We start from the raw sequence: 11,024 nt of genomic DNA on the forward strand, positions 1-11,024 counted from the left end.
CAGGACGGATGGGTAGATGCCGGATTGGCTGCGGCATGCCGTGCCGCCGGTAGACGTTTCTGTTTTTTAGGGTCGTCGCGAAGAGGGGATGGGGATCTGCCGGTTCGCGACGAGGTCAAAGTGGAGAAGCACGATGGACGCGGAAACGGTTATCATTCACTCGCGGTTCGCTCCCAACGGCACGATCGTGGAGATCAGCGAGCGTCCCACGGGTCTGGACCCGCAGGATTGGTTTAACTTCCTGTCCTACCAGGCGGCGGACAGCTATCAGGCCCTGGCCGGCGGCCGCGGTGTCTTCCGTCTTACGCGTTCCGTGGTGGATGCGCTCAAGACCGAAGCGACCACCAAGGCCGCATGATCAACTGGATTGTATTGAAGCCGTCCGTGGCGCATGGCGCAATCCGGACGACTACGTAGTCCTCATGCGTCGCGGGTGTTTTGCTGGCGACGCGGTCAGTATCTGTTTTGCGGCAGGTTGCCTTGCGACGAATGCTCCGGCGAAGCCTTTCGGCCCGCCGGAGCTTTTTCGCGTCTACAATCACCGGGTGCTTCACATCCGTGCTTCCGACGGCGGCAAGCCACGCGCGCTCTTCGGGCGCTCTTTACCCACGCAATAGGCTCAGCCAAGAATTCAGCTCAGTCAAGAAAACGGCCCGCCGGCGGGACTGCCGGCGGGCCGTTATGATGAAATCCCGGCCCCTCGCGGGCCGCCGGGGGAGGTCGGATCAGGCCACGGGCGCGGCCACACCCTTCTCGGCGAGGAGGGCGGTCAGTTCGCCCGCCTGGAACATCTCGCGCACGATATCGCAGCCGCCGACGAATTCGCCCTTGATGTAGAGCTGCGGAATGGTCGGCCAGTTGGAAAAGGCCTTGATCCCCTCGCGCACGAAGGGGTCCTGCAGCACGTCGACGGCGTGATAGGGCACGCCGACCTGGGCCAGCACCTGCACGACGGCCGAGGAAAAGCCGCACTGCGGCGCCGCGGGCACGCCCTTCATGAAGAGAACCACGTCGCTGGAGGAAATGATGTCCTGGATACGTTCGGCTGAGCTGGCCATGGCAAGAACTCCGGTGTGAAGAATAGCGGAAGAAAAAAGCGGCGGGACGGCGCTGGAGCGCCCCGATCCGGCGGAGCCTACTTGGGGGAGAGCGTCTCCAGCTTCAGGGCATGGAGCGTGCCGCCCATGTGGCCCTGGAGCGCGGCGTAGACCATCTGGTGCTGCTGCACCCGGCTCTTGCCCCGGAACGCTTCCGAGGTGATCCGTGCGGCATAGTGGTCACCGTCGCCGGCGAGGTCGACGATCACCACCTGCGAGTCGGGAAGCGCCTCCTTCACGAGGCGCTCGATTTCCTCTGCGGCCATAGCCATTGCGTTGTCTCCTTGTTTCGCGCGGTACCATGCAAGGTCGAAACCAAGTGCCATGCGCCGCCGCGAGAGAATGCGCCGACCCGCCTGCTCGGCAAGCTGATCGGATAACGCGTTCACCTTGTTTGAAGTGCGGGGGAGAGCCACCGCGGACACGGCTTCAATTCACCGGGATCGTATACCTGGCGGGCGCCGCGGGCCTGTCCTGTCGTAAATGCGACAGCCACGAGTCCGCTTGGTTCCGAACCGGTCGATGTCGGCTGCTGCGGGGGCTTCCGACCCGCCCTCGGGGAGCGATTTCGAGCTTCAGGTTGCAGGCGTTCCAAGCGGCCCGGCTCTTGCTTACAAGGTGTCGCCCCGAGGAAACGAGACCCGTCATGAGCGAATTGCAACAGCAGGGCCGAACGCGCGCGCGCCGCGCTTTCGCAACGATTCTGGGGACCAACGAGATCGCCTCGGCCGTCGCCGTCGAGCTGCATCGGGGCGGCTATAGCGTCGTCCTCTCCCATGATCCCATGCCGCCGGTCATTCGCCGCAAGATGGCGTTCCACGACGCCCTGTTCGAGGACGACGTGAGCGTGGACGGGGTGAGGGCGGAGCGCGCGGACACCGGGGTCCATATCCGCGCCGGCCTGGCGCGCAATTCGGTGCTCGTCACCAGTCTCGGCCTTCTGGACCTGATCGTGCTGGGTCCCATCGACCTGCTGGTCGACGCCCGCATGAACAAGTATCAGGTGACCCCGGACCTGCGGCGCCTCGCCAAGCTCACCATCGGGCTCGGGCCCGGGTTCAGCGGCGGCACCAATTGCGACCTCGCCATCGAGACGCGCCCGGGCAAGGAAGGCCAGATCATCCAGCGCGGCCCCACCGACGCGCCGGACGGGATCGCCCGTCCGCTCGGGAGCGCGGCCGCAGACCGCTTCGTGCGTTCGAAGCTGCCGGGTCGCTGGCATACCGCCATCGAGATCGGCGCCCGCGCCTTCAAGGATTTCCACATCGGCTATCTGGGCGGCGAATCCATCTGCGCGCCGTTCGACGGCATCGTGCGCGGCGTGGTGCGGGACGGCACGGAAGTGCCTGCCGGCGTCAAGCTTCTGGAAATCGACCCCCGCGGCCGCGGCGCCGACTGGACCGGGCTCGATGCCCGGGCCCTGGTCATCGCCCAGGCGGTGAGCCGTGCGCTGACCTTCCGCACCGCCCGGACCGCCGATGCGCCGTCCCATCCCTATCTGGTGAAGTGATCCGTTGAAGCCTTTCGCCAGCCCCAACGAAGGGCCGAAGTCATGATCGACCTGCTGCCCAATACGGATGTCATCAATTTCGGCGAGGTGTCGGATGCGGTGAACGCGCTGCTCCAGCAGGGCGTGATTGCCTATCGTCGCGATCGCCAGCGGGCGGACGAATTGTTTCGCCAGGCCCTCGCCACCGCGCCCGCCGAATTGCCGGTCTATTTCTGCCTCTACAAGATCCACACCTACCAGGGGAATCTGGATGAGGCGGAAGCCGCGGCCGAGGGTGGCCTGAAGGAGGCGGCGAGCCAGGCGGGGTGGGACCTGGACTGGCACAAGTGGGAGCCGCACGACGTCCTGCCCGACGGGCCGGGACGATTTGCCCTCTACACACTCAAAGCGCTGGCCTTCATCCATCTGCGCCAGAGCCGGCCGGATGAGGCTGCGGAGAAGCTTGAGGCGCTGAAGATCCTCGATCCCACCGGCGCCGTAGGCTGGCCCGTGGTGGCGGCCCTGGCGGAAGGGCTGGACTGAGGCCCGGGCGTGGGCGAGCCGGTCGCACCGTGGCAGTGGGTTTGCCGTTGGCATTGCACTTGCTACTGGAACATATGACGAGGGGGCAGGAGGCAATCGGCAAATGACTCAGCCAAGTGATCACGGCATTGCCGCTCCGACCACGATGATCCTCCATGGTGAGGTGCGGAGCATTGATGAGTTTGCGGAAGATGAAGCGGCGTTGATGGAAGCCATCATCGCCGGTTTGCGCACGGTGACCGACCCCGAAATTCCGGTCAACATCTACGATCTTGGCCTGATCTATCGCATTGAGGTCAAGGACGAGGGCCTGGTTGAGATCGACATGACTCTCACTGCGCCGGGTTGCCCGGTCGCTGGGCAGATGCTCGGCTGGGTGCAGGAGGCGGTGGTCGTGGTTCCGGGGGTTTCGGACGTAAAGATGAAGCTTGTGTTCGATCCGCCATGGGACAAGTCGCGCATGAGCGACGAGGTCCAACTGGAACTCGGGCTGATCTGATCACATCGATGCGTGTGACGTTAGGAATGGCCGGCCATGCGCCGGCCATTCCCGTTTCGGATCGCGCCTCGCCTGAGCGCCTCAGCCGAGGAATTGTGCGGCGAAGCGGGCGCGCTTCTCGTCGGTGTCGAGCCCCTTGGTGAGCGGCCATTTGTTCTCGGAGAACAAGGCCTTGACGCCGCGCGTCACCTCGGTGCCGCGGACGTACCAGCGCTCCACCCCGTCGGGGGAGATGACGGCGGGGCCGTCGGCGCGGTGCACGCAGGCATCCTCCAGCCAGAGCCTGGTTTCCGAATACAGGAAGATGCCTGCCTTGCGGGACATGTCGTCCCGGTTTTCTTCGGTCACCACGAACATGTCGGCCATGGGTACTCTCCTTGTGGGCTTGAACGTTGGGCGAGTCGTGTCAGTTGGCGAATCGTGTCAGTTGGGAAGGCTTTGCGTCACGCCGAGCAGGGCGAGATTGTAGCCTTCCTCACGCAGCACCCGCTGCACCACGGGCCGATCCAGCATGCGCTGGTAGTGGGCGGCGAGGTTGGGCGGCAAATCCATGCCGGTCTTGTCCGCCCAGAATTCCACATAGAACAGGATGGGATCGGCGGCGGAAAATTCACCGGCCACATAGTCGCGGCCCGTGAGCGCCTGATCGAGGATGGAGAAGCCCTGGCTTACGATGTCACGGCCCAGGGTTTCCACCTTGGGCCGGTCGGTGGGGCTGGCAGCGAAGGTCGGGGTGGAGAAGATGCGCGCGAAGCCTTGGCCATGCACCGTGCCCACCACATAAACCATGGCCTCGAGGGCCCGCGCCGCCGCATCCGCGTCGGTGGGCCACAGCCGGCCGCGGCTGTGCGCGAGCCAGTAGGCGATGGAAACCACCTCGGTCAGCGCGCTGCCGTCCGGCCGCACCAGCGCCGGGATGGTGGACTTGGGGTTCACGGCGACATAATCCGGCTTGAAATGGTCGCCGGCCGGCAGGTTCACGATGTGGGCCTCGAAGATTTCTTCCAGCTCTTCCAGGATGATGTGGATGCCGGTGGAACAGGAGCCGGGGGTCATGTAGAACTTCATCGCGGCCATCAGGCGTCATCCCTCGCGCGCATCCTGGTGCGCCGTCCCGGCGGGGCGGGCGGCAGTCGGCATGCTTCATGCAAATATCGGGGCAGTTCGGAGCCCGGCCGCCGCAGCGGCTGGAAGTCCGACAGTCTGTTTCATTTGCGACAGGGGCCGGCATGTTCAGGCTGGCGCGTTTCAGGCAGGACGGGAGCGGGATGGGGATGTCTGCCGACGAAATCGATATTTATGCCATCTGCGAGATTGAACAGATTTCCCCTGGCGCGGCCAAGGCGTTCGACCTGTCCCGGGTCATGGATGATGGCGAGGCGCGCCCCTTCCGCATCGTGGTGATCCGCACCGCGGTCCGGGAATTTGCGGGCTATGTGAATGCCTGCCCCCACCAGGGCACTTGGCTGAATATCGGCGGCGGCGAATTCTTCAACGCGGATCGCACGCGCCTGCGCTGCGGCCGCCATGGCTCCCTGTTCGACATCGAGAGCGGCGCCTGCGTGGAAGGCGCCTGCGAGGGCAAGCATCTGGAGCCCATCGCCCTTGCGGTTGTCGGCCGCGACGTGTGCCTGTGCGGCGTCCGGCTGGTGGAAGAGGAACAGCGCCCCTTCCCGTATGACGATTTCGACGACACCATGGAGATCATGATCTCGCCCGACTGATGGCCGGGATCGCGTGGCAAGAAGATGTCCGGGGTGGAGACGGGATGACGGGTGACTTGGAGACTGCGGCCGTGGAGGCGGGCGAATGCCGCTTCTACACGACCTATACGGGCGTGAAATTGCCCTTCCGGCTGGTGGAAGCCATTCCGGAGGCGCAACTGACCCATCGCAACACCTTCATCCGCGCTTATTTCGCGGCGGACGGGCTGCTGACGGGCTTCGACAAGATGGTCTATGGCGAGGTCGAGCTGGCGCACCGCTATCAGTATCACGGCAATGGCGCGCTGCGCCGGGCCGAGGTGACCATGGACGAAGAGACGGTGGTGCTCGCCTTCGACGAGGCGGGCGCGCCGCTGGGGCCGGCCTGAGCGCGGCCATGGCGGGATCAGGATCGGCAATTTCCGGTACGACGGACGAGGGACGGGCATGACGGTGGCGCAACTCATCGAGGCGCTCGGCAAGCTGCCGCCGGACGCGGTGGTGCTGATGGAAAGCGGCGGCGGGCTCTCCCTCGTCTCGGCATTCGACTTCGTCGAGGCCCAGGGGGCGGGCGCGCCGGCCGAAGTGATTCTTCTACCCAACATGGACGAATAGGCGGCATCACCGCCCATATGATCGACGTGTTTTGTTGCGAACCCTTTGCGTGAGGTTGACCCATGTCCGACACGGTCGAGGCGGTACCCATGTTCGAGCGCCTGGGTGGCGCTGTGGTCATCGACCGGCTGGTCGAGGCCTTCTACCGCCGCATGGACACGCTGGCGGAGGCCGAGGGTATCCGCGCCATGCATGCGGACGATCTCTCCCAGACCAAGCATGTGCTCAAGCGCTACCTGACCGAATGGACCGGCGGACCCAAGCTCTATTCGGTGGAGAAGGGCCATCCCCGCCTGCGCCAGCGCCACATGGGCTTTACCATCGGCAACAACGAGCGGGATGCGTGGCTCCTGTGCATGCGCGGGGCGCTGGACGAGACCGTGGCGGATGCGGCGGCGCGAGACGAGGTCTACGGCGCCATGGCGAAGCTTGCCGACTGGATGCGCAACACCGCCGGCAATCCCCACGACACCGCGGGCCACGCGGCGCGGCCTTAAGTTTCGGGTGCATTTCTGAGCTGAGGGTGCCGCGCCGAGCCGAGGCTCAGACAAGGCAGCGCCGGCTGCCGGGTCCGCCCTAGAGCGGTACGCCGAAGAAATCTTCGTCCGAGCCGCCCCAGGCCTGGTGCAGGGCGAGGGCGCTGCGCCACTTCGCCAACTCGTCTTCGGAGGCGCTGCGATGGGTGATCTTGCCCTCCGGCTTCTCTGCCAGCAGGTAGGACTTGGCGTTGCGCAGGAAGCGGTTGAGGTCCTTGGTATCGTTCGGGCGAACGACACAGCGGGGGGCTTCATCGATGAGAATCGTCGTCGGGACCATCGCCGAGTCTCCTTTTCGCGTCGGTTGCGTGTCGTCGTGTCGTGTGCTGCGCGACCCGCGGGGCGCGCCATGTCTGGCGGCCGCGATGTCTGGCGGCAAGGGGCGGGCGCGGGCGCCCGCCCGCCTGCTCAGAATCCGTCCTTCTTCGAGCCCCAGGGATGGGAGCCCGGCACGAAGGACGCCTTGATACCGGCCTTCGCGATGGCTTCGATGGTCTTGTAATAGGTGCCTTCGTGCACCAATGCTCCGGTCTTGGTGTTCACCGCGACGTATTTGGCGACCATGTCGGTCTCGCACACATATCCGCCGCCGGGATCGGAGACGCTGCGGGCGTTGCCGTCCCAGTCGATGAAAAACCCTTCACTCTCTGACATGCCTTGCTCCAGCAGATAAGGCGGAGCGCGCCATCAAGGCCCCGCTCCTCCGGCGCGAGCAAGGTTCTTGCCAGATGCGGAAACATGGAAGTGCGTGTCGGAGAGGCGACAGTGTCGTGCATCCAACAGCAAGGCAGCGCGCAGGTGTGCTTCGCGACATTTGGAATTTTTAGGCAGAATCTGTCACCAATATTGAAAATTCTGCAGGATCATCTAAAGTCTGCAAGTTCTTTTTTGTTTTCGCTGGAGAGATGTTATGGCCGAATTGACCCGACGCATGGCGTCGCTGAGCGACGTGCAGGGCATCTGGGGGCTGCTGCGCCAAGTGTCGTCCGACATCCCCTTCAAGGTTGAGGACGAACTGCAGCAGGAGAGCCTTCTGTCCGAGCTGATGGCCTGCTGCACCTCGGGCCTGTCGCCGGTGCTGGTGGACAATGAAAAGGGCATCGTCGGCGCCCTTCTCGCCCGCCGCGATGATTTCGAATGGGGCTTCCGCAACAGCGAGGCCATCCACGTGGCCTATGCGGCCGTGGCCCCGGCGGTGCGCGAGGACAAGGTGTTTCCGGCCCTTCTCGGCGAACTGCAGGACAAGAAGGTGCCGCTGCTCGCCAGCGTGAAGAACGGGGAGCAACTGGGCTTTGCTGCGGCCCTCGGCGAACTCGGCTTCACCCATGAAGTGAAGGCCGAGAGCGGCTGGGGCGATCTCTACCAGTGGACTCCGCCGGCTTCGGTCCACAATTGACGGGATCGGACCGTCCGTGAACGCGTAAATCGGTCGGCTCGCCATGGTGGTTTGACCATGTGCGGGCCGAACACCGTGGGGTCTATAGTAAAACTCAAGGTTCACCCATCAGATTGAGGGACAATCTGATGGGTGCGTGCTCCAGAGCGTTTTCGACCGAACTGGCTACCGGTTCGCGTGAAGAAAACGCGGCACGTAAGTCTTTCGGCAAGTCTCTCAAGGGATTGCCGTGAGCTAAGCCGCACGAAATCGCTCTAGATGCTGTCTTCGCTTTCGGGCCGGGCCTGGATTTCCGCGAAGGCGGTGTCCACCACGGCGCGGCATGCGACCAGGCGCTGATACTCTGCGGCACTGATGGTGACGGTGTCCCCGGGCGCATCGCTCTCAGCGGGCGGGCGGCCGGCGAGGGCGGCCTCGAACAAAGTGCGCTCCAGCTGGAAGATGCGCTCGCTCGCCCGCTCCAGATACGGCAGCGGATTGGCCCGGACATTTTGTTCATGCAAGGCGTCGAGGCTGAGCAGCTCCCGGAAGCGCTTTTCCTTGCGCCGCTTGCCCGCGCCGAAATCGTGTTCGATCACGCTCATGGTGGCGTCCTTGATGGACTCCCGCGTTGGCGGTATCCGATGAAACGTCCTTGAGCTTGGACCAAGTCGGCAAATATTTCCATCCCGAATCGATAGAAAATCCGGGGCCCGGCAAGTCGTCGCGGCGCGGCAAGTCTTCGCATGCCGCAGCCTTCACCTGTCGCCGGCTGGAGCGGCGGCAAGGCCGGAGTATGGAGTGCGGGTGCGGCGCATCCCGCTGGTGGGAAGAACCACCGGCGCGGGATGCGCAAAGCACGTGCGATTCAATGCGTGAGCCTGAGCATGTCCCACCAACCGCTGTGGGTGGAACATGGTCTCGCCAGCGCCGCCTCAGTCGGCGGGCGGGCCCATGTCGTCGTCGGCCTTCTTCTTGGGCTTCTTTTCCGTCTTGGCCTGGGCATAGGCGCCGGCATTCTTCAGCAGCACGGGACCCTGGCCCACCACATATTGGGAGATCCAGAACAGGGTGCGCTCCTGGGCCTTTTCCGCCGCTTCCGCATTATAGGCGGGCCCGGCCGCATAGCCGAAGCCGCGGGATGCGTCGGGATAGGAGAAGGCGGAGACATCCGGACGACGGGCGCGGAACTGAATCCGGTCTTCCTCGGAAAACAGCGGATCCTGTTCGGCAAAATGAATGAGGGTCGGGATGCGGCGCTTCTCCATCACCCCCTCCAGCAGGCCGTCGGCGTGATAGCCGATGGCGCAGGCGAGGCCCTTGACCTTGTTGGCCGCGAGATAGGCGAGGTAGCCGCCCCAGGCATAGCCCACGAGGGCGACCTTGCCGGCGTCCTTCACCGTGTCCACGGTGGCCTGGATGGCCTCGATGGGCCATTCCGTGCCCAGTTCGGTGGTGAGGGAGCGGCCCTCGGCGTCGGCCGAGGCGTCAAGCTCGATGTTGGACTTCACCTTGTCGAACAGGGATGGCGCGACCGCGACATAGCCAGCGGCAGCAAAGCTGTCCGCAATCTTGCGGATGTCGGCATTCACCCCGAACACGTCCTGGAGGACCACCACGGCACCCTTCGGCGTGCCTTCGGGGTCAGCCCGATAGGCGGAGAATTTCACTTCATTTGCTGTGACTTCGATCATGGCATCCTCGGTTCTCGAGCGTCTTCTCGAACGGGGCAGTGGCGCTCGCTCTGCCATTCATCAACGGCTTGGCCATGCAGTTAGGATGCCAGAATCAGTGTCGGGTTGCTTGTCCATTCCGGAATATTACGGATGATCCGGGGCAAGTCCCCTTTCATGGCGTATTCGATCGCGAATGATTGGCAGTCGAAGCCGGCCCGAAGAAAAAGCCGGCGGACACGTCCGCCGGCTTCGCATGCCTGTCCGCCCGTTGAACCTGCCGTCTCAGGACGGGGCGAGGCGCTTGCGCGCCACCTCGGCCACAGGCGGCACGCTGTCTTCGGTCAGCGGCGGAAGAAAGCGGGGCTCGATCCGCTCGGCAACCACGAAGCGGACCCGCATGTCGGGATCGCCGACGAGGGGCGCCAGGCGGTCCGGATCCAGATGCTCGGCCACCACGAGGCGCACGAGCGGATCGTCATCGGCAGTCATGCGGGCAAGCTGGGCCTGCGGCAACCGTCGCGCCACCACGCGGCGGACATCGGTCTCGGGATCGTGCATGAGATAGACCAGCGCGTCCGCTGGGGCGCGGCGGGCCGCGGCGATGCGCACCTGATAGTCGGCGTCAGCCAGCAGTGCGACGAGATCGCTGCCCTCCAGGCGCTCGGCGACGGCCATGCGCACCCGCGGCTCGGGGTCGAAGCGCATCTCCTTGACACGCGCCACCGGCAGGCGGGCGGCGGCGACAACGCGCACGTCCGGCTCGGGATCGTCCTTCAGCGGCGCGAGCAGGAACACGCTGGCATGCTTGGCGGCCAGCGCCCGCACTTCGAAATAGGGATGGTCGAGATAACGGGCGGCCAACGCTGCGTTCTGGGAGAAGAAACGGTCGATGCGCTTGCGCCGGCGGTCCGCCACGCAGACCTTGCCCAGGTCGCAGCGGCCTTCGGCGTGGATGTCCTCGTGCGGACAGTCCTGGCACCGCAGCGGGCGCCCCTGCCAGTCGAGGGCTTCGATAGCGGTATCTGGCTCTTCGGCCATATGTGCGGACATAGGTCGTCCTCCCGCTCCTAATCTAGGAGGGAAGAGCGAACTGTTCCAGAGGGCGCAGCATGAGGCGTGCCTGGCCCCGAAAGCGTTTAAAAATACCGCCTCCGGAGCGCACCGTCATGGCCACTCCGGAGGCGTTTCAATATTGCAGGGCGAGAGACTGTCCGCTCGCGGCATCAAATCCGATGAAAAATGGAGGGAGCATCTTCCATGAACACAGGCGGAAAACGCTCCGGGGATGTCAGCCGAACTTGAAGAGCACGCCGTAGCCGCCGCGCGGATAGTTCCACTCGATGTCGCCGGAGGGCTCGCCGATGATGCGGCAGGTGCCGCATTCGACGCAGCCGTCGGCGGTGATTTCCACCTGGCCCTTGTCGTTCATCTCGTAGCACTTGGCCGGGCAGGTGGTGAGCAGGGCCTTGAGGGCCGGGGAGGGGGTGGTAT

19 protein-coding genes are annotated in these 11,024 nt (G+C 64.7%); 9 read left to right on the plus strand and 10 right to left on the minus strand.

The features are described from left to right. The first annotated feature begins 133 nt into the window (after positions 1–133). Positions 134–358, plus strand: coding sequence for a hypothetical protein (locus K9U41_RS07420; protein ID WP_282640208.1), 225 nt, complete (start codon positions 134–136; stop codon positions 356–358). Between the two features lie 367 nt (positions 359–725). On the opposite strand, the gene grxD is transcribed toward K9U41_RS07420, so the two are convergent. Next, positions 726–1,058, minus strand: coding sequence for a Grx4 family monothiol glutaredoxin (grxD, locus tag K9U41_RS07425; protein WP_282640209.1), 333 nt, complete (start codon positions 1,056–1,058; stop codon positions 726–728). 77 nt (positions 1,059–1,135) lie between these two features. Further along, positions 1,136–1,369 carry a BolA family protein gene (locus K9U41_RS07430; RefSeq protein WP_138400518.1) on the minus strand — a complete coding sequence of 78 codons (234 nt, stop codon included), beginning with the start codon at positions 1,367–1,369 and terminating at the stop codon, positions 1,136–1,138. 374 nt (positions 1,370–1,743) lie between these two features. Here K9U41_RS07430 and K9U41_RS07435 point away from each other — a divergent pair, with 374 nt between their 5' ends. From K9U41_RS07435 to K9U41_RS07445, 3 genes are all read left to right on the plus strand, one after another. Continuing rightward, a complete protein-coding gene (locus tag K9U41_RS07435) occupies positions 1,744–2,607 on the plus strand; it encodes a xanthine dehydrogenase (RefSeq protein WP_282640210.1) in 864 nt (287 codons plus the stop codon). Positions 2,608–2,649: 42 nt separating this feature from the next. Beyond that, positions 2,650–3,129: a hypothetical protein gene (locus K9U41_RS07440; protein ID WP_282640211.1), complete on the plus strand. Its 480-nt coding sequence runs from the start codon at positions 2,650–2,652 to the stop codon at positions 3,127–3,129. Between the two features lie 103 nt (positions 3,130–3,232). Beyond that, complete coding sequence (locus K9U41_RS07445; RefSeq protein ID WP_282640212.1) at positions 3,233–3,628, plus strand: iron-sulfur cluster assembly protein; 396 nt, start codon at positions 3,233–3,235, stop codon at positions 3,626–3,628. A gap of 81 nt (positions 3,629–3,709) precedes the next feature. Here the strand turns inward: K9U41_RS07445 and K9U41_RS07450 are convergent, their stop codons facing one another. Both K9U41_RS07450 and K9U41_RS07455 read right to left on the minus strand, forming a co-directional pair. Beyond that, positions 3,710–3,994 (minus strand): aldehyde dehydrogenase, encoded by a 285-nt coding sequence (locus tag K9U41_RS07450; protein WP_282640213.1) that lies wholly within the window; start codon positions 3,992–3,994, stop codon positions 3,710–3,712. Between the two features lie 57 nt (positions 3,995–4,051). Further along, entirely contained in the window at positions 4,052–4,696 is a 645-nt protein-coding gene (locus K9U41_RS07455; protein WP_282640226.1) for a glutathione S-transferase family protein, read from the minus strand. Between the two features lie 206 nt (positions 4,697–4,902). Between K9U41_RS07455 and K9U41_RS07460 the strand changes: the two genes are divergently transcribed. From K9U41_RS07460 to K9U41_RS07475, 4 genes are all read left to right on the plus strand, one after another. Next, on the plus strand, positions 4,903–5,352 hold the full coding sequence (locus tag K9U41_RS07460; protein ID WP_282640214.1) for a Rieske (2Fe-2S) protein: 450 nt from the start codon (positions 4,903–4,905) through the stop codon (positions 5,350–5,352). A gap of 44 nt (positions 5,353–5,396) precedes the next feature. Then, positions 5,397–5,720 (plus strand): DUF6156 family protein, encoded by a 324-nt coding sequence (locus K9U41_RS07465; protein ID WP_282640215.1) that lies wholly within the window; start codon positions 5,397–5,399, stop codon positions 5,718–5,720. Positions 5,721–5,778: 58 nt separating this feature from the next. Continuing rightward, entirely contained in the window at positions 5,779–5,946 is a 168-nt protein-coding gene (locus K9U41_RS07470; protein ID WP_282640216.1) for a hypothetical protein, read from the plus strand. 62 nt (positions 5,947–6,008) lie between these two features. Beyond that, positions 6,009–6,443, plus strand: coding sequence for a group II truncated hemoglobin (locus K9U41_RS07475; protein ID WP_282640217.1), 435 nt, complete (start codon positions 6,009–6,011; stop codon positions 6,441–6,443). 79 nt (positions 6,444–6,522) lie between these two features. Here the strand turns inward: K9U41_RS07475 and K9U41_RS07480 are convergent, their stop codons facing one another. Beyond that, a complete protein-coding gene (locus K9U41_RS07480; protein WP_282640218.1) occupies positions 6,523–6,762 on the minus strand; it encodes a hypothetical protein in 240 nt (79 codons plus the stop codon). 128 nt (positions 6,763–6,890) lie between these two features. Beyond that, on the minus strand, positions 6,891–7,136 hold the full coding sequence (locus K9U41_RS07485; protein WP_282640219.1) for a hypothetical protein: 246 nt from the start codon (positions 7,134–7,136) through the stop codon (positions 6,891–6,893). Between the two features lie 256 nt (positions 7,137–7,392). On the opposite strand from K9U41_RS07485, the gene K9U41_RS07490 reads away from it, so the two are divergent. Then, positions 7,393–7,878, plus strand: coding sequence for a hypothetical protein (locus tag K9U41_RS07490; protein ID WP_282640220.1), 486 nt, complete (start codon positions 7,393–7,395; stop codon positions 7,876–7,878). Positions 7,879–8,132: 254 nt separating this feature from the next. Here the strand turns inward: K9U41_RS07490 and K9U41_RS07495 are convergent, their stop codons facing one another. The 4 genes from K9U41_RS07495 to K9U41_RS07510 all read right to left on the minus strand — a co-directional run. Further along, entirely contained in the window at positions 8,133–8,462 is a 330-nt protein-coding gene (locus K9U41_RS07495) for a hypothetical protein (protein WP_282640221.1), read from the minus strand. A gap of 330 nt (positions 8,463–8,792) precedes the next feature. After that, positions 8,793–9,551 (minus strand): dienelactone hydrolase family protein, encoded by a 759-nt coding sequence (locus K9U41_RS07500; protein ID WP_282640222.1) that lies wholly within the window; start codon positions 9,549–9,551, stop codon positions 8,793–8,795. A gap of 264 nt (positions 9,552–9,815) precedes the next feature. Then, positions 9,816–10,583: a 4Fe4S-binding leucine-rich repeat protein gene (locus tag K9U41_RS07505; RefSeq protein WP_282640223.1), complete on the minus strand. Its 768-nt coding sequence runs from the start codon at positions 10,581–10,583 to the stop codon at positions 9,816–9,818. Positions 10,584–10,821: 238 nt separating this feature from the next. Further along, a partial coding sequence (locus tag K9U41_RS07510; RefSeq protein WP_282640224.1) for a ferredoxin family protein occupies positions 10,822–11,024 on the minus strand: 203 nt, incomplete at its 5' end.

It is taken from the genome of Xanthobacter autotrophicus, from assembly GCF_029991245.1.
GTDB lineage: Bacteria > Pseudomonadota > Alphaproteobacteria > Rhizobiales > Xanthobacteraceae > Xanthobacter > Xanthobacter autotrophicus_C.